14 protein-coding genes are annotated in these 17,608 nt (G+C 73.3%); 5 read left to right on the top strand and 9 right to left on the bottom strand.

Annotated features, from left to right (window positions below; all coding sequences use genetic code 11):
- Positions 1 to 7 precede the first annotated feature (7 nt).
- Genes Asi02nite_RS17215 through Asi02nite_RS42340 form a run of 5 tightly spaced genes read right to left on the bottom strand, consistent with a single transcriptional unit; the run spans position 8 to position 6,597 of the window.
- Positions 8 to 556 carry an FHA domain-containing protein gene (locus tag Asi02nite_RS17215; RefSeq protein WP_203714077.1) on the bottom strand — a complete coding sequence of 183 codons (549 nt, stop codon included), beginning with the start codon at positions 554 to 556 and terminating at the stop codon, positions 8 to 10.
- Positions 547 to 1,179, bottom strand: coding sequence for a 4Fe-4S single cluster domain-containing protein (locus Asi02nite_RS17210; protein WP_203714075.1), 633 nt, complete (start codon positions 1,177 to 1,179; stop codon positions 547 to 549). The genes Asi02nite_RS17215 and Asi02nite_RS17210 overlap by 10 nt, the downstream gene beginning before the upstream one ends.
- Positions 1,176 to 3,008, bottom strand: a complete 1,833-nt coding sequence (locus tag Asi02nite_RS17205; RefSeq protein WP_203714074.1) for an AAA family ATPase — start codon at positions 3,006 to 3,008, stop codon at positions 1,176 to 1,178. The genes Asi02nite_RS17210 and Asi02nite_RS17205 overlap by 4 nt, the downstream gene beginning before the upstream one ends.
- A complete protein-coding gene (locus tag Asi02nite_RS17200) occupies positions 3,008 to 4,309 on the bottom strand; it encodes a hypothetical protein (protein ID WP_203714073.1) in 1,302 nt (433 codons plus the stop codon). The genes Asi02nite_RS17205 and Asi02nite_RS17200 overlap by 1 nt, the downstream gene beginning before the upstream one ends.
- Entirely contained in the window at positions 4,306 to 6,597 is a 2,292-nt protein-coding gene (locus Asi02nite_RS42340; protein WP_203714072.1) for a protein kinase domain-containing protein, read from the bottom strand. The genes Asi02nite_RS17200 and Asi02nite_RS42340 overlap by 4 nt, the downstream gene beginning before the upstream one ends.
- Positions 6,598 to 6,700: 103 nt before the next feature.
- Between Asi02nite_RS42340 and Asi02nite_RS17190 the strand changes: the two genes are divergently transcribed.
- Positions 6,701 to 7,123, top strand: coding sequence for a hypothetical protein (locus Asi02nite_RS17190; protein WP_203714071.1), 423 nt, complete (start codon positions 6,701 to 6,703; stop codon positions 7,121 to 7,123).
- Positions 7,124 to 7,173: 50 nt separating this feature from the next.
- Complete coding sequence (locus Asi02nite_RS17185) at positions 7,174 to 7,656, top strand: heme-degrading domain-containing protein (RefSeq protein ID WP_203714070.1); 483 nt, start codon at positions 7,174 to 7,176, stop codon at positions 7,654 to 7,656.
- A 1-nt stretch (position 7,657) separates the two neighbouring features.
- On the opposite strand, the gene Asi02nite_RS17180 is transcribed toward Asi02nite_RS17185, so the two are convergent.
- Genes Asi02nite_RS17180 through Asi02nite_RS17170 form a run of 3 tightly spaced genes read right to left on the bottom strand, consistent with a single transcriptional unit; the run spans position 7,658 to position 10,367 of the window.
- Positions 7,658 to 8,143 (bottom strand): HIT family protein, encoded by a 486-nt coding sequence (locus Asi02nite_RS17180; protein WP_203714069.1) that lies wholly within the window; start codon positions 8,141 to 8,143, stop codon positions 7,658 to 7,660.
- Positions 8,140 to 9,318, bottom strand: a complete 1,179-nt coding sequence (locus Asi02nite_RS17175; RefSeq protein WP_239126772.1) for a hypothetical protein — start codon at positions 9,316 to 9,318, stop codon at positions 8,140 to 8,142. The genes Asi02nite_RS17180 and Asi02nite_RS17175 overlap by 4 nt, the downstream gene beginning before the upstream one ends.
- 17 nt (positions 9,319 to 9,335) lie before the next feature.
- Positions 9,336 to 10,367: a winged helix DNA-binding domain-containing protein gene (locus Asi02nite_RS17170; RefSeq protein ID WP_203714067.1), complete on the bottom strand. Its 1,032-nt coding sequence runs from the start codon at positions 10,365 to 10,367 to the stop codon at positions 9,336 to 9,338.
- A 743-nt stretch (positions 10,368 to 11,110) separates the two neighbouring features.
- On the opposite strand from Asi02nite_RS17170, the gene Asi02nite_RS42335 reads away from it, so the two are divergent.
- Positions 11,111 to 13,936 carry an ATP-binding protein gene (locus tag Asi02nite_RS42335; RefSeq protein ID WP_203714065.1) on the top strand — a complete coding sequence of 942 codons (2,826 nt, stop codon included), beginning with the start codon at positions 11,111 to 11,113 and terminating at the stop codon, positions 13,934 to 13,936.
- A 629-nt stretch (positions 13,937 to 14,565) separates the two neighbouring features.
- On the opposite strand, the gene Asi02nite_RS17160 is transcribed toward Asi02nite_RS42335, so the two are convergent.
- A complete protein-coding gene (locus Asi02nite_RS17160; protein ID WP_203714064.1) occupies positions 14,566 to 14,823 on the bottom strand; it encodes a hypothetical protein in 258 nt (85 codons plus the stop codon).
- Between the two features lie 389 nt (positions 14,824 to 15,212).
- Here Asi02nite_RS17160 and dnaG point away from each other — a divergent pair, with 389 nt between their 5' ends.
- Together dnaG and Asi02nite_RS17150 are read left to right on the top strand one after the other, a co-directional pair.
- Positions 15,213 to 17,066: a DNA primase gene (gene dnaG / locus Asi02nite_RS17155; RefSeq protein WP_203714062.1), complete on the top strand. Its 1,854-nt coding sequence runs from the start codon at positions 15,213 to 15,215 to the stop codon at positions 17,064 to 17,066.
- The gene (locus tag Asi02nite_RS17150; protein WP_239126771.1) at positions 17,063 to 17,599 is read left to right on the top strand and encodes a hypothetical protein; all 537 of its coding nucleotides are present in this window, start codon (positions 17,063 to 17,065) and stop codon (positions 17,597 to 17,599) included. The genes dnaG and Asi02nite_RS17150 overlap by 4 nt, the downstream gene beginning before the upstream one ends.
- The last annotated feature ends 9 nt before the right edge of the window (positions 17,600 to 17,608 follow it).

Below are 17,608 nucleotides of genomic sequence, written 5' to 3'. Positions count from 1 at the left end.
CGGACAGTCAGGGACTCTCGACGGCGACGCAGGCGTGGCTGCCGAGGCGCAGCCGCGCTCCCGGCTGGAGCGGCACGACCACACCCACCCCGACGCGTACGTCGTCGACGAACGTGCCGTTGGTGGAGTCGAGGTCGACCACGGTGGCCCGCCGGCCGCGGTCGACGGAGACCTGGGCGTGCACCCGCGAGACGGTGTCGAAGTCCTCGAGTGCCGGCGCGGCGGGGGAGCGCTGCGGGTCGCGGCCGAGCACGAGCGACGCACCCGGCGCCAGCACGTGCTGCCAGCCACCGACCTTGAGCACCACGGCGCCGACGATCGGCGTGAGGCAGCCCGGGCAGACCGAGGAGTCCGACGGCAGCAGCTCCGCGGCGCAGTTGGCGCAGGTGAGACCCGGCTCGGCCGGCGGATCGCCGACGGGCTCGTCGACCGGCTCGGCGACCACCGCGTCCGGATCCAGGACGGCGTCGGGCCCGGTCAGGTTGGCCCGGCAGCCGGGGCAGATCACGTCGGCCGGTGTCACCGGCTCCCGGCAGGACCGGCAGATCAGTCCCATGTGGTGCCTCCCACCCGCACGTCCCGGGCGGTCAGGCCGGCCGCCACGCGCTCGAGGTCGCCGGCCCGGGGTATGCCGACGAACCAGATCCGCCCGTCGGCCACGCTCGCCTGCAGCCCACGCGCCGGCAGTTTCACGCCGGGGCCGTACCGCGCGCGGCCGAGCGCGGTCAGCGCGACGACCCGCTGGTTGTCGGAGCCGCGCAGCGGCACGTCACCGCGGTTGCGGCGGGCGACGTAGGGACCGGCGACCACCGCGTCGCAGCGCTCGACGACGGCGGTCTCGCGGGCCGCGCGCGACCACGGGTAGCCGGTGAACAGCAGCACGTCGAGGGGCTGTGCGCCGCGCCACTCGTGGATGCCGGCGAGCAGGTCGGCGACGGCGGCGGCCTGCTGGAGCGGCTCGCCGCCGGAGACGGTGACGCCGTCGAGCGGGCGGGGGAGGCCGGCGAGCCAGCCGAGGATCTCCGCGACCGGCAGCGCCCGCTCCGGCCGCCGCTCCCAGGTGTCCCGCGCCAGGCAGCCGTGGCAGCCGATCGTGCAGCCCTGCACCCAGATGCCCGCCCGTACGCCCGGCCCGAGCGCGGTCACCGGATGGTGCAGCCGGCTGATCTCCAGGTTCATGCCAGCTCGACCGTCGTCACGCCGCCCTCGTGCAGCAGCCGCTTGACCGTCACCGCCGACCCGGCCGCCGGTGCTTGCGCGAACAGCGCGCGGGCGAGCGGGTTGACCAGCGCCGTCTCCAGCGCCGAGCCGATGCCCCGGCCGCCGTGCACCAGGTCGGCGGTGCAGCGGTCGCGCAGCTGGGCGTGCACGTCGTCGGCGAGCGTCACGCGTACGTCGTGCTCGTCGCGCAACCGGCCGAGGATGTTGGCGAGCTGCGACTCGAAGATGCGCCCCGCCGCCTCCGGGCTCACGAAGTTGAAGACGACGATGTTGTCGCCGAGCCGGTTGAGCAGCTCCGGCCGGCTGAGCTTGCGGTTGAAGTGGTCCTCGATCGCCGCGCGGACCTTCTGCTCGACCTCCTGGTAGGGGGTGCCGGGCCGGACCGTGGGCTGCAGGGTGCCGGTCGCCGGGTCGTCGACGTACATGCCGAGGTTGGAGGTGAAGATCAGGATGCTCTCCGAGAAGTGGACGGTGCCACCGCGCCCGTCGGTCAGCCGCCCGTCCTCGAGGATCTGCAGGAACTTGTCGAGGATCCGGGCGTGCGCCTTCTCGATCTCGTCGAACAGGATGACCCGGAACGGCTGCTGGCGTACGGCGTTCGTCAGCTCACCGCCGGCCTCGAACCCGACGTAGCCGGGCGGGGCGCCGATCAGCCGGTCGCCGGAGTGCTCGGCGGAGAACTCGCTCATGTCGAACCGCAGGTAGGCGTTCTCGTCACCGAACACGAGCTGGGCGACGGACTTGGCCAGCTCGGTCTTGCCCACACCGGTCGGGCCGGCGAAGAAGAGCACGCCGCGGGGCCGCGCCGACGACCGTGACGCCTGCGCCCCGGAGAGTCCGAGGGCGGCGCGCTTGAGGATGTCGAGCGTCTTGGTGACCGCCTGCGGCTGGCCGATGACCCGGCCCGGCAGCGACTTCTCGCCGGCCAGGATGCGGGTGCGGAGGAACTCGCGGCGCCACGGGTTGTCCAGCACGCCGAGCTTGTACATCCGCGCCGCGTCGGGCAGCTCGCGGCTGGACAGACCCCGGTCGTGCGCCAGCCGGGTCGTCTCGATCATGCCCTGCAGCGTCAGCCCTTCCGCGTGCTCGGCGAACGACTGAGCGAGCTCGGCCAGCTCGTCCTCGGGGAGCCGGTCCGGCCGCAGCAGCAGCCGGGCGGTCCGCTCGCGGTCGCCGTAGTCGGGTGCCGGCAGCGCGATCGACCGCACCCGGTCGTTCGCCGCGGCGAACCAGGCCGGCAGCTCGCCCTCCTGCACCACCAGCCAGAAGACCGGGTTGTAGAGGCTGCCGGTGCGCCCCTGCGTCGCCGGCACGGGCTGCGCGGTGCGGGCGAGCTTGTCCATCCGGCGCAGGAAGGCGCGTTCCGCGTCCTGCGGGTCGGTCGCGGAACGCAGGAGCTGCGCCGCCCGCAGCAGCACCCCGGCCCGGACGGGCTGGCGCGGCCGGCTCACCGCCTCGAGCTGGGTGGCCAGCGCCGGCAGCTCGGGTGCCCGGCCGCCGGGCCGGAACCCGTCGCCCAGCAGGGCCCGCGCCGCCGCGAGGCCGTCACCCGGGCCGGCCGGTTTCAGCTCGGGCCCGTCGACGCAGTCGTGCCCGAGCAGGAACACGTACCCGCTGGTCGCCAGCAACCGGGCCAGCAGGTCGGGCAGGGCGACGAGCTGCGTCTGGTCGCCCTCGCCGACCAGGTACGAGTCGTGGACGTTGCCCCAGAGCACGTACTGCGCGTGGGTCGGCAGCGTCGCGTGGATCTCCCGCGCGAACGCCGGCCAGCCGGTGAGGTCGTGCATCATCGCTCCGTCCGCTGGTTGGTCCGCTGCTTGTGCCGGCTCTCCGTGCGCTCCTCGGCCCGGCCCGCGACGACCGGCGTGGGTCGCGAGCCCGGCGCGCGCAGCAGCACCGGGGTCAGCACCAGGCCCGACTCGGAGAGCTGCCTGATGGCCCGGTCGAGGTCGCCGCACCAGGCGGCCTCGGCCTCGGCGTCGGCCTTCGCCGCCTCCTCGCCCGCGCCCTGGCGGTAGACCAGCGCGACGAGCTGGCGGCGGTCGGCGTCGACCCGCATCCGCACCAGGTGATCGGGCTGGGCGGGATGGCTGACCTCGAGCATCCCGGCGGCGGCCGTGCCCACCGAGAAGTCCGGACCGACCAGGTAGCCGAGGTCGCCGAGGGCGTCCGCCACGGCGTCCGCGACGGTGGCCGCGGAGGCGACCGCCTCGGTCTGCTCGCGCAGCCGGGCCACCTCGTCGAGCACCTCGTCGTCGAGGGCCCGCCGGCCGGCCACCACCTCGGCCAGGGCCTGCCGCACGTGGGCCAACCGCCGCGGATCGAGACCACCGCCACCCGGGTACGGCTCGACGGCGTCGAGCAACTGCGCGGCCACGACGGCGTCGTCGCGGCGCCGGGCGACGTTCTCGTTCGCCGTCTGGATCCGCAGCCGCAACTCGGTGAGCTGGCCGGCGTTGTCGGCGCGACCTGCGGCGGCGCCGGCGGCCGCCTCGACGAGACCACGGTCGGCCTGGCCGGCCCGCGGATCGAGGCTGGCCAGCATGCGCGTCACCGCGGCCAGCGCGCCACGGGTCGGTGCCGGCCCCGCGGGACCGACCACCTCGGCGGCAGCGACGACCCGGCCGTCGTCCAGGGCGGACAGTGCGGCGGCCAGGTGCGCTCCGGCCACCTGGACGGTGGCGGCCCGGGCCCGGTCGAGGGCCGCCGCGACGGCGGCCGTGAGGCCGAGGCACCACGCCTCCGCAGCAGGGCGGAGGCCGAGGCACCAGGCCTCCGCCGCCGGGCCGGCAGGCGGCGCCTCCAGGGCGGGGTCGGGCGGCAGGCCGGCCGAGGCGAGCGCGGCGGCGGCCGTCGCCGCGTCCACGCGGGCGGTGATCAGCCGCTGCGCCTGGCGTTCCCGCTCGTCCGCGGCGCAGGCGAGCGCGGCCTCGAGCGCCGCGCGGCGGTCGCGGCGTTGCTCGGTCAGCAGGCGGATGCGCGCGTTGCGTGCGGCGGCCTCGGCCGGGTCCAGGGCGAGCACCTGGCCGAGGCCCGACGCCAGCCGCGCCCCGCCCACCGCGAAACCGACGATGCTGCTGCCGCTCATGGCTGGACCTCTCGTTTGTGCAGGGCGAGGAGCTGTTCCTCGCGCTGATCGCGGAGCTTGCCGAAGCGCTGCGTGCGGACCAGCGCCCAGACGAGGTGGCCGCCGCTGGCCGCGAGCGTGGCTACGCCCCAGGCCATGACGCCGATGCCGGCCGCCGCCGGCGCGAAGCACAGGCCGACGCAGCACAGGACGCCCACGACCAGCGGCGCCGCCGCCGCGAACGCCCGGATCGAGTTGCCCGCGCGGCGGACGAGGGCCCAGACGTCGGGCAGGCGCCGGCCCAGCCACGTCAACCTGTTCAGCGCCGACCACGCGGGGTGGTAGTGCGCCCCGATCTGGTAGGCGAGGCCGACCTCCGCCAGCGTGCAGAGCAGCCAGACGAAGCCCCAGAGGAACAGGGCGCCGCCGTTGCCGCCGTCGGCGCCGGCCGTCGGGGTCGAGGTCGAGCCCGCCAGGTCGAACAGGGCGACCCCGCCGAACGCCCCGACCAGCATCACGCCGCCCCAGATGCCGGCCGCCGCGGCGGCGTACCCGATGGCCTTGTTCCGGCCCTCGATCCGGTGCGCCTCCTCCTGCTCCCACTGGCGCAGGAAACGGTTGCGGGCCTCGGCGGCGCGCGCGTTGTCGGCCTGCGCCGCGGGGACCAGCGTCAGCACGGCGAGGGCGACCGCCGGGTCCTGGAGCCGGCGCAGGCCGTCCAACCAGGACGGTCGCCGCGGCAGCCCGTCCAGAGCGGCCCCCGCCTGGCTGGCCAGCTCGGCCGGGACTCCCGGGTCGGCCGCCGCCCGCAGCAGCACGGCCTGGTGCCGCGCGGCGTTCGCGTCCAGCGCCTGGCGACCGTCGTCCGGCAACGCCGGCATGGACCGGACCTCGTCGAGCTGGCGCCGCGAGTTGCGCCAGGCGCGGTACGCCTCGGCCAGCTCGGCGCCGCCCGCGAACTGGGCGAGCACGGGCAGCAGCTCGTACCGCCAGAGCTCGTCGACGATCGTGGCGGCGTCCCCGGGCCCGCGCGCGGCGACAGCGGCCAGCCCGGCGAGGTCCGCGGGCAGCAGCGAGGCACCGCGGTAGACCGGCGGCAGCGTCGGGTCGAGCCAGAGCAGCAGGTGCACCATCCGCACCTCGGGCGGCACCTGCGCGGTCAGCACCCGGTCGATCAGGCGGATGCGGCGGTCGACGTCCTGGTGGAACTGCTCCAGCCAGGTCCGCAGCGTCCGCCAGCCGGCGCTGGGTCGGTCGTCCGTACCCATGTGCTCCAGATAGGTCTGCCGCGCCAGGTCCCAGTTGGCCACGAACGCCCGGGCCGCCTCGGAGCGGGTCCAGCACACCGCGTCGGCGACGTGCAGGGCGTCGGAGGCCCGCACGTCGGCGACGTCGTGCACGTGCGGGCTGTCCCCGGCCAGCCAGGCGGCGACCTGGCGACCGTCCCAGCGGTGGTCGGGGTCGCGGACGAGCAGGCCCCGGCAGAGCAGCATGAGCCGCTGGTCGGTGACGCCGTCGAGGGCGATCGGCCGCACCGACAGCTCGTGCATGATGACCTGGTCCGCGAGGCCCGCGAAGGGCTCCTCGCCGGTGGCGAGCCGGCGCACGATCATGCCCAGGGCCCACCAGTCCTGCGCCGGCGAGAACCGGCCGGAGAACGACTCGGGAGCGGCGTACGCGAGGGTCAGGGCCTGTTGGGTGAACCGCTTCGAGGCGTCGCCGAGGAACTTGCTGAGGCCGAAGTCGCTGAGCGCGAGCCGCAGCGGGTCGGTGCCGCGCAGCAGGATGTTGGCCGGCTTGAGGTCGCTGTGCGTGATGTGCGCGGCGTGCAGTTCGTGCAGGCCGGCGGCGACCTGCCGGACGACGCTCTCGATCTCCGACGTGGACGGTGCGGGCCGGCCGGGTGCACCGAGGTGGTCCGCCAGGCTGCCGCCGGGCACGTACTCCATGACCTCCCAGTGCCGCCCGTTCTCGAACCCGGTCTGCACGGGGGCGACCAGGTAGGACCGGTCGAGGGAGGTGAGCCGGTCGGCGGCCGCCTGGTCGATGCGGATGTGCCGCCGATAGATCTTGACGACGTGCGCCCGCCCGTCGGCGTCGCGGGTGAGCACGATGTCGGCCTCGCCGCCACCCCGCAGGTCGCGCACGATCGTCAGGCGGTCCCGGAGCGAGCGGGGGAGCCGCAGCAGACCCTCGTCGTCACCGGGATCGCCGTGGTCGCCCGCACCCTCCCGCCGCGTCGGCCGGGGGATCGGCGGCCCCTCGCGCCTGGTGGGCGCCGGCCCGAAACCCGGTTGATCGACAGCCACCGTCGCTCCTTCCGTCCGTCAGCCACATCTGACGGACGGCCGGGCCGGAACGGGCCACCGCCGACCTGAGATGATCTTCAAGTTCGTTCGAACGGAGGCTCTCGTGCGACGTCTGACCCGCTCCGTCCTGGCCCTGACGGTCGCCGCGGCGGCCCTGTCCGGCTGCGCCGACGGGCCCGGGCCGACCGCCCGGCACGAGGCGCGCCCGGCCGCGGAGACGGCGGCCGAGGCGCGCGACCTGGTGCGCGCGGCGATCGCGGAGATGGCGGCGACGAGCTTCGCCTACCGCAGCACGTCGAGCGAGCCGGGCCGCGAGTCGCTCGCCGACCTGGCCGGCTTCCCCAACATCGGCCAGCTGGACGCCACGCTCGTGCGCGACGCGGGCGCGACCGCGGTGCCGCTGACGGTCAGCCTCGACCCGGCCGGGCGCATCACCGTCCTGGTCGTCGACGTCCCGGGCAACCGGCTGGAGACCAGGTTCAGCGAGTTCGACGACGTCGCCGCGCCGGCGCCGCCGGCCGACTGAGCCGGCCCGGCCCGTACTCTCGGCTGCGGAGAAGAGGCGAAGGGGAGGCCATGACCGGCACCGATCAGGACCTGGGCGCGCTCGTCGCGGAGCTCGAGGAGCAGGAGCGGCGGCTCGTGTTCACGCGGTTCGACAACGACGACGCGTGGCGGCTCGGCAGCCTGCTCGTGGGGCTGGCGCGGGAACGGACGCTGCCGGTCACGATCGACATCCGCCGCCACGGCCACCAGCTCTTCCACGCGGCGCTGCCCGGCACCGCGCCCGACAACGACGGCTGGATCGACCGCAAGGTCCGGGTCGTCGACCGCTTCAACGCGGCCTCGTACCTGGTGGGCCGGCGCCTGCTCGCCGAGGGCCGCGGCCTCGACGCGGACGCGGGCGTCGACCCCGCCGCCTACGCGGCGCACGGCGGCTCCTTCCCGATCCGTGTCCGCGACGTCGGCGTCGTCGGCACGGTCACGGTCTCCGGCCTGCCCCAGGCGGCCGACCACGCCCTCGTGGTGGAGGCGCTCGAAGCGTTCCTGGCGGGCTGACTCAGCCGGCCGAGGCCAGCGCCGCGCGCAGGCGGGCGGCGAGGGCGGCCTGGTCCGCGTCGGTGACCGGCAGGACGCCGCGGCTGCTCATGACCGCCGCGAACTGCTGCTTGTCGTACGGGACTCCCGGCGGCAGCGGTGCGACGTGCCAGTGCACGTGGTCGTTGCCCTGGTGCGAGCCGAGTGAGAGCAGGTAGACCCGCTCGGTCGGCACCACCCGCTTGAGCGCCTCGGCCACGTCGTGCACGACGTCGGTGACGTGCCGGAACAGCGCCCGGTCGCCGGTGACGTCGCGGACGTGGGCGCGCGGCACCACCAGCGTGTAGCCGAGCAGCGGCGGATAGCGGTTCAGGAACGCCGCGCAGGTCTCGTCCTCGTACACGATGTGGTGTCGGAAATCGGCGTCGCCGCGCAGGGTGGCGCAGACGAAGCACGGCCCCTCCCGGACCCGTCGCTCGTAGGCCGCGGCGTCGAACGGGACCTTCATCGCTTCAGGCTCGGGCCCGTCACGGTCGGCGGGCGGGCGCCGAGGAAGAAGACGCCGGGGAAGCCGCTCGTCTCGAAGCCGGCGCTCCTGTTGCCCTTCCACGTCGTGTTCTCGACGCGCATCGTGCCGGTGCGGTCGTTGCTGACGAAGAAGACGCCGCCGCCGCCCTCCTTGGCCGTGTTGTTCTGCACGACCGAGCCGGCGATGCGCAGCGTGAACAGGTTGCCGTCGAGGTAGATGGCGCCCCCGCTGCCCCCGCCGGGAGAGCCGGAGCGGGCCGGGTTGGCGCCGCTGCCGATCGCCTTGTTGTCGCTGAACACGCTGTTGAGCACGACCCACGAGACGCCGATGCTGGACAGCGCCGCGCCGTTGGAGCACACCCCGCCCTGGAAGGTGCTGCCGACGACGTACACCGGCTGGCCGTTGAACTGGCTCAGCACCCGGATCGCCGCGCCGCCGAGGTCGGGGCCGGACGCGTCGCAGCGGTTGTCGGCGAACTTCGTGTTGACGGCCTTGAACCGACCACCGCGTACGAAGATGGCGCCGCCGCCACCGCCTTCGGTCTTGTCGCCCGTCGAGTTGCCGCCCGTGAACGTCAGGTTCTGCACGGTCAGCCGCGGGTGGTCCTGGTCCTGGCAGTGCGAGGTGGTGAAGCCCTGCGCCTCGTCGCACGTGTTCATGTAGAGGATCCGCCGCTTGCCGCCGCCGCTCAGCGTGACCTTGCCGCCGCCGTCGAGCACGATCTTCGGGCCGTTGGCGTTGCGGACCTTCGCGGTGGCGGTCATCGTGATGGTGACCGGGTCGGGGCCGCAGTCGAACGTGATCGTCCCGCCGGCGGCCACGGCCTTGACGACCGCGTCCGAGGTGCAACTGGCCTTCGTACCCGTGCCGATCTTCCGGGTCGGCCGGCTCGTGTTCTCCGCGCGGCCCTCGGCGGGCACCGCGGCCTTGCCGCCCGGGTTGCCGAAGCTCGCCGGCTTGGCCGGTGGCTTGGGCGTCGGGCCGCGGCCGATGCCCTCCTTGCCGGGTGCCGGGGTCGCCTGGTCGCTCGCCGGCGCGCTGGCTGTCTCGTCGGGCGTCCCGGCCGCGTTCGGCCCCGGCTGCTGACCCTGGCCACAAGCAGAGATCAACACCATGAGCAGCAGGGGTACGGCGGCCGCGCGGATCGTTCGCACCCGCACGACCTTAGGGCTTAGGCGTGGAAACGCGCGAGCCGCTCGCCTTCCGCGTGCAGCCGCTCGCGCTCGGTGGCGGTGAGCGGGCGGAACTCGTCGTAGGTGAGCGTGCCGTCGGCCGCCTTCCAGGTGCCGGCGACCGCGCCGTCGACGAGGAAGACCGGGAAGGACTGCGGTGCCCGGACGTGGAAGATCCGCTTGCGGAACTCCTCCGGCAGGATGCCCGACCGTCGTGCGTGGACCAGCAGGGCGGCGTCCCAGTTGGCGAGGAAGCGCGGGGGAGCGTCGGTGTCGCCGTCGACGATCGGCCCGCCGGCCAGGTCGACGAGCTCGGTGCCGGCCGTGTCGCGGTAGGTGACGGTGTCCAGCTCGGCGAGGGCCGTCTTCACGGTGGCGACCGGCAGGCCGGCCCAGTTGGCGATCTCCTTGCGGGCGGCCGGGCCGAAGCCGGTCAGGTACCGGCGGACGAGCTGGACCTGACCGTCCTCGACGGTGCCGTCCGGCGGGCCGACCCAGTCCTCGGCGAGGGTGTAGAGGTCGGCGCGGCGGCGTTCCCAGGTGCCGCTCGGCGGCTGGCGCACGAGGTCGAGCCAGAGCCCGATGCCGCGGCGCCGGTCGGCGCCGATCACCTCGTCGATCTCGCCCTGCTTGAGGGGGCCGTCGGCGAGGGCGGCCCGGAGGCTCTCGGCGGCCTGCTCCATCTCGTCGGCGGTCAGCGTGCCCTGCCAGGCGCGCAGGGCCTGGACGCGACGGTTTTCGCGAATGGCGAGTGCCCACGGCCAGTAGTCGCGCCGGCTGACGACGTGGATGGTCGACCGCAGCAGGGTGCCCTGGATGATCGCGCGATCGTGCAGCAGCTTCGTCACGGCGTCGCGTTCGATGCGCGCCGCGCGGGACCACAGGCCGATGTAGATCGCGGGGCTGTACTGCGCCTGGAGACCCGCCATCAGCTCCAGGACCTCGGGCGGATCGGCCTGGGAGCGTTCCAGCAGCAGCTGGCGGTGCAGGAGCGTCCGGTTGAGCTCCCGGTCGGTCAGGATGCGCTCCACGGGCTCCAGACTTTCATATCCGCCAGGTGGCTGATGTCTCGGTGGCGAGTTGCGTAGAGGCTGGTTTTCGTGCCAACCGGCCGCCCCACAAAACTGTGAGCGGCGGCAACCCTAGAGCGATCGGCCTCCGCAGGCGCCGATTCGATCAAAGGTTGCCGCCGCCCATGGTAGGGGTACGCCGGCCGTTTCCCCTGCCCGCAGACGTATTCAGCGGCTGGACCCCGTTGAATCCGTCACTGCCCGAGCCTTCCAGCGGGGGCTCGGGCGGGGCATCATTACATGTCGTGCCAAAGCTGACTGAAGCTGGAGGAGGCGCCAGCGGAAAAGTGTGACGCCGCAGAGCTTGCCGCAGAACCAGTGAAGATCGCCGCCGCGATTCCTACGATTGTGGCGCCTACGGCCAGGGCTCTGACCGCTAGTCTGTGTTTACGCGCAGGGTTCATCTTGGGCTCCTAAGTGGACGGTCAAGATACCCTGGCCAAGGGCCTAAAGTATCGAACACCTGCGCCGCTTAGTAAAGCGCAGTGTGACTGCATGGTCACAGCGTGTTGGCATTACGCCACCTGGCGGATCGTCACGTGGATGCCGGTTTTGGGTAAACTAGTTCGCGTTCTGCTTGCCTTACGGCATGCAATCTGCAACTTTCATGGCCGTAATTGCCAGAAACGTATGATTTATTGATTGCCGACTAACGGGCCGAAGTGACAGATTTCGATCGACGGCGCTGAGGAGGGAGTCGTGTCGTGACCGAGTCGCAGATTCCCTCGCGCCCGATCGGCCGTCATGCCGAGCGCGATCGTCTGCGCCGCCTGATCGGTGATCTCAGCGCCGGCCGCGGTCGCGCGATTCTCATCGAGGGCGAGCCGGGCATCGGCAAGACGTCACTCGTCCGCGCGGCGACCGCCGACGCACGCGGTGGCGGCGCCATCCGCGTCATCTGGGCGGTCTGCGACGAGCTGAGCCAGGCCTTCCCGTTGCTGCCACTGCTCGAGGCCCTCGACGGCTGCCCGGGTGTGCCCGAGGCCGAGCGGCAGCAGATCGTCCAGTTGCTACGGTCCGACATGGGCGTCGGCAACCGCGTCGACGTCATCCCGGCGGCGGCCGAGCAACTGCTCGCCCTGATCGACAACCTGTGCGCCGCGGCCCCGACGATGCTCGTCGTCGACGATCTCCAGTGGGCCGACCCGGCGACGGTGCTCACGATCGCCCGCCTGGTCCGCTGCCTCGACCAGCTGCCCCTGCTCATCGTCGGCCTGACCCGCACGATCCCGCGCCGCGACGACGTCGTCGCGCTGCGCCGGGCGATCGAGCCCGAGGTCGTACGCCTGGAGAACCTCGACGGCACCGAGGTCCAGGAGTTCGTGGGCGAGCTGGTCGGTGGCGCGCCGGGGCCGCGGCTGGCCGAGCTGGCCGCCGGTGCCGCGGGCAACCCGCTCTATCTCACCGAGCTCGTCGACGTGCTGGTCCGCGCCGGCGCCCTGGCCCACCTCGACGACTGCGTCGAGGCCGAGGAGACCTCGACGCCCGGCTCGCTCTCCGGCGCCATCTCCGACCGGCTCGAGTTCCTGCCGCCGCACGCCCGCGAGGTGCTCCGGGTCGCCGCCCTGCTCGGCATCGACTTCTCCGTGCGCGAGCTGGCCGTGGTGTCGGGCCGGCGGGTCCCGGAGCTGCTGCCCATCCTCGACGAGGCGATCCTGGCCGGGGTCGTCGTCGAAAACGGCAGTGAGATGGCCTTCCGCCACCCGCTGATCCGCGACTGCCTCTACGACAGCATGCCGGCCGCCGTCCGGGCCGCCTGGCACCGCGACGCCGCCCGGGCCCTCGCCGACGACGGCGCACCCGCCGAACGCGTGGCGCGCCAGCTCCGCCCGACGGTCGAGGAGGACGACACCGGCGGCACCGTCGACACCTGGGTCGTCGGCTGGCTCACCGAAAACGCGCCGCGGCTGGTCGGGCAGGCGCCCAAGGTGGCGATCCCGATGCTGCGCTGGGCGCTGAGCGGCACCCCGCCGGGCGCCGGCTCGCACGACGTGCTGGCCTCCCGGCTCGCCGACGCGCTCTACCGGGTGGGCGACCCGTCCGGCGCGGCCGAGGTCGCGACCGCGGCGCTGGTCGAGGTCAAGCGGCCCGACGCGCTCGTCGAGCTGCTCTGGACCTTGACGCAGTGCCAGGCGCTGGCCGGCCGCACGCAGGAGTCGCTCGACCCGCTCAAGCGCGCGCTCAAGATGCCCGGCATCGGCCTGCACCACCGGGCCCGCCTGCTCGTGCTGATCGCCCGCGCGCATCGCACGCTCGGCCGGGTCGACGCCGCCGCCAAGGTCGCCGAGGAGGCGCTGGCGACCGCCACCGAGGCCGGCGACCGGTGGGGGATGGGCTGGGCCCTGCTGGTGCAGACCATCGTGCACGGCATGCGCGGCGAGTCCCGCAAGGCGCTGCCGCTCTACGACCGCGCCCTGGCGGTCAGCGAGGGTGACCCGTCGCTGGCCGACCTGCGGCTGCTGCTGCAGATCAACCAGGCGATCGCCCTCGGCGTGCTCGACCGCTACGAGGAGGCGATCCAGGTGGCCGAGACGGTGCGCCAGTCGGCCGACCGCGCGGGCAACGTGTTCCGCCTCGCCCAGGCCCAGACCGCGCTGTCGGAGCTGCTGTTCGACAACGGCAAGTGGGACGACGCGCTGGTCGAGATCGACCTGGCCATCGGTGTCTCCAAGAACCCGCTGGTCGACTGCGCGCAGCACGGCCTGGCCGCCACGATCCAGCTGCACCGCGGCACCGGCGAGAGCGAACGCCACCTGCTGGCGGCTGACCACTTCAACGACCGGGTCGGTGGCCGCACGTGCCGGGCCTTCGCGATGGCCAAGAGTTTGCAGCGTGAACGCGAGGACGACCCGGCGGCCGCGCTGCAGGTGCTGCTCGACCTGCTGTCGAGCGTCCAGGACGACGAGGAGACGGTCGACCTGCTGGCCGACGCGGTGCGGCTGGCGATGACGGTCGACGACAAGCCCCTGGCGGCGACGATCGTCGCCCGGGCGGTCGCGTTCGGCGAGGGCTCACCGGTGCCCCACCGGCGTGCGGTAGCCCTGCACTGCCAGAGCCTGCTGGCCAACGACCCGGCTGGGTTGTTGGAGGCGGCCAACGGCTACCGCGCGGCGGGTCGCCCGCTGCCCCGCGCCCAGGCGCTCGAGGCGGCGGCGCTGGCCCTGGCCGAACGCGGCGCGCTCACCGAGGCGCGCAACCTGTTCACCGACGCTTACTCGCTCTACGCCAAGCTCGGCGCCGAATGGGACCTGCTGCGCACGCAGGCGCGGTTCCGCTCCTTCGGCATCCGCCGGGGCCCGCGCGTCCGCCACCGCCAGGCACGCCGCGGTTGGGACTCTCTGACGCCGACCGAGATCAAGGTCGCGGGCCTGGTAGCCCAGGGCATGTCCAACCCGGCGATCGCGGCGCAGCTGTTCCTGTCGCGGCGCACGGTGCAGACGCACGTCTCCCACATCCTCGCGAAGCTGGAGCTGGGCTCCCGCATCGACATCGCCCGCGAGGCAAGCCAACGCGCCCACACGGTCACCTGACCCATCCGCCACCTAGCGGACAACCGACCCACCCCACGCCGCCGCGGCTGGCGTAATGGCCCGTGACGCGGATGCCGGTCGACCGGTGCCGCCGAGGGAGTCATCGCGCGGTATCGCCCGCGAGGCGAGCCAAACGCGCCTACACGGTGACCTCACCCGTCCGCCACCTGGCGGACAAACCCTGCGCCGCCGCGGCTCGCTCGGCGTCATGGTCCGCGGCGCGCACGCCGGTCGGCCGGTGGCGCCGAGAAGGTCACCGCGCGCGAAAGAACCGCCACGCGTGCGCGAGATATCCGCCACCACGCGGCGCGGTTTTGGGTGCGCACATGGAGACGCCACATCGGGTGGAGGCGGCCCGATGTGGCGTCAGTTCCACGTCCGTGGAGTTGTCGAGTCGTGGAGGCGGTATGGCTACAGGGGTGGGGCGCCCCGTTGGCCAGGGATGCCTGGGCGGCCCGGGCGGCACGTGCATTCCCAGCCGGCGAACCGCCGGCGGGTGCGGTAGGCGCCCAGGCGCGGGGGGTTCGCTCCGCAGGCGCAGCGGCGGCACGCGCGGCCCGCCGTGGTGGATCGGCGCCGGCCGAGCCATCGCCCGACCGGCACCGATCCGTACCCGCGACCCAGGGTCGTCAGCCGGCGCGGCGACATGACCTGGTTGCGCTCGCCTCAGGGGTCGGCTTGGAGGCGCCGCGCTGCCGCGGGATGTAGGCGCGCGGCAGGTCGATCTGGTCGACCTCGTCGCGTCCGCCCATGGTGAGCAGGTGACGACCCAGGTGTGCGCGGAGGCTCGCCTCCCAGACGCCCTGCTCGATGTGTGGTGGCGCTACCCAGCGGTGTGAGGAGTCGCTGTAGTGCAGATGTTCGTCACCACGACCAAGGATGCTCATTACCTTCTCCGAAGGTCCGGCGCCGGCGGCCCCGGCGCTCACCAAAGAGCTTCGTCGGGGCGGGTGGCGGAGATAACGGCCAGCGGACCTACTTCTGGGTGCTGTCGCGGACCCCGAAATGGCGTACGTATGCAAATGGCCTTCCAGACATGCGCCACCTGGCGGATGTCCGGGTGGCGTTTGGGCGGCAGGCTCGATACAACCGAGCGCGAAGTCCTCGCCGGCGTACTGCCAAGGGGCTGCGGTGGTGAGAGACGAAGACAAGGGGACGTGACCGACCCCCCGACGGTCACGCCCCCTGCTCGGGAAGCCGTGAAGCGGCCCACACCCACCCCCACCAAGATCCGCACGGCAGTGCAGGATGGAGGAGGACAGGGTGAGGGGAGCGCATGGCAGGCCGGATCCGCGAGGAAGACATCGCGCTGGTTCGCGAGCGGACCGCGATCGCCGACGTCATCTCGGAGCACGTGACGCTCAAGAGCGCCGGCGGCGGCAACCTCAAGGGCCTGTGTCCGTTCCATGACGAGAAGACCCCTTCGTTCACCGTCGCCCCGGGCCGCAACGTCTTCTTCTGCCACGGCTGCGGCAAGGGCGGCGACGCGATCTCGTTCCTGATGGACGTCGACCACCTCACGTTCGTCGAGTCCGTCGAGCGGCTCGCCGGTCGCGCCGGCATCCAGCTCCGCTACGTCGAGGGCGGTCCGGCTCCGGCCCGCGCCCAGCAGCAGGGGGTCAAGCAGCGCCTGGTCGCCGCGCACGCGGCCGCCGCCGAGTTCTACGCCGGCCAGCTGACCACGCCGGGCGCCCGGCTGGCCCGCGAGTTCCTCGCCCAGCGCGGCTTCAACCGGGCCGCCGCACAGGACTTCGGCTGTGGGTTCGCGCCCGAAGGCTGGGACCCGCTCACCCGCCACCTGCGCCAACAGGGCTTCACCAGCCAGGAGCTCGTCACCGCGGGGCTGGCCCGCGAGGCCCGGTCCGGTTCGCTGATCGACCGGTTCCGGCGCCGCCTCGTCTGGCCGATCCGGGAGCTGTCCGGCGACATCATCGGGTTCGGCGCGCGCAAGCTGTTCGACGACGACGACGGCCCCAAATACCTCAACACGCCCGAAACGCCGCTCTACAAGAAGTCCCACGTGCTCTACGGGATCGAGCACGCCAAGCGGGAGATCGCCCGCCAGGGCCGCGCCGTGATCGTCGAGGGCTACACCGACGTGATGGCCTGCCACCTGGCCGGCGTCAAGACCGCGGTCGCGACCTGCGGCACCGCGTTCGGCGGCGACCACATCAGCGTGCTGCGCCGGCTGCTGATGGACACCGACGCGTTCGCCGGGGAGATCATCTTCACCTTCGACGGCGACGCGGCCGGGCAGAAGGCGGCGTTGCGGGCGTTCGACGAGGACCAGCGCTTCGTCGGCCGTACCTTCATCGCGGTCAGCCCCGACAACATGGACCCGTGCGACCTGCGCCTGGCCAAGGGTGACCTGGCCGTGCGCGACCTGGTCGCGCGCCGCGAGCCGATGGTCGACTTCGCGCTGCGGCAGATCCTCGGCAAGTTCGATCTCGACACCGTCGACGGCCGGGTCGAGGCGATGCGCCGGGCCGCGCCGCTGGTGGCCAAGATCAAGGACCGGGAGAAGCGTCCCGAGTACGTCCGGAAGCTGGCCGGCGATCTCGGCATGGAGATCGAGCCGGTGCAGCGGGCCGTGGCCAACGCGGGCGCGCCGGCGGCCACCGCGACGGCCGCCGCCAACGCCGCGACCGTTCGCGCCGACACCCCGCAGGCCCGGGTCGAGCGCGAGGCGCTCAAGCTGGCGATCCAGGTGCCGGTGCTGGCCGGGCCGATGTTCGACGCGATCGGTGACGAGGCCTACTCGACGGTCGAGCTGCGTACCGTGCGCGCCGCGATCGCCGAGGCCGGCGGTGCGGTCAGCGGCACGAGCGGCGCGGTCTGGATCGAGCGGGTACGCGACGCGTGCGGCGACCTGACCGGCAAGGCCCTGGTCGGCGAGCTGGCCGTCGAGCCGATGCTGCGGGACACCGAGCCCGATCCGCACTACGTCTCGGTGCTGCTCGCGCGGCTCCAGTGGGGCGCCACCGACGCCCGGATCCGCGACCTCAAGTCGAAGGTGCAGCGGATCAACCCGGTGACGAGCAAAGACCAATATCTCGCGCTGGCCGGCGAGCTGTTCTCCCTGGAGCAGCACGCGCGAGCCCTGCGCGAACAGGCGGCGGGTGGATTGTGACGAGCATCTGGGACGTGTTCCGCAGGCGGGTCAAGCTGCCGGCCGACGCCGGTGTGACGCTCGAGCCCGACGAGCGGGTGATCGCCTGGTCGCGCACCGAGGCCGGCCCGCTCGTGGTCGCCACCGACCGCGGCCTGCGCCTGCCCGACCGTGACCGGCTCGACTGGCACCGGATCCACAAGGCGGTCTGGTCCGGCCGTGAGTTGACCGTGACGCCGGCCGAGGTGGTCGAGGAGCGCGACGAGTACGAGGTGCTGGCCGACGCGACGCCGCAGTCGGTGCTGCTGCTCGAGCCGAAGGAGATCCCGCAGCAGGTGCGGGCCCGGGTGACCGGCTCCGTCTCCTACACCTCGCACCACGCGATCGACGGCGGCGGTGTGCGGGTGGTCGCCCGCAAGGTCCGTGGCCGCAACGGTCTGGCCTGGTCGGTGCGCTACGACCCCGGCACCGAGACGTCCACTCCGGAGGTCGTCGAGACCACCGGCGCGCTGGTGGCGGAGGCCCGCTCGGCGACCACCCCCAGGGACCTCTGACCGTTTTTC

The organism is Asanoa siamensis, assembly GCF_016862555.1.
GTDB classification, from domain to species: Bacteria; Actinomycetota; Actinomycetes; order Mycobacteriales; family Micromonosporaceae; genus Asanoa; species Asanoa siamensis.
Note: the sequence above shows the minus strand (reverse complement) of the source record. Positions and strands in the feature narration are given on the sequence as shown.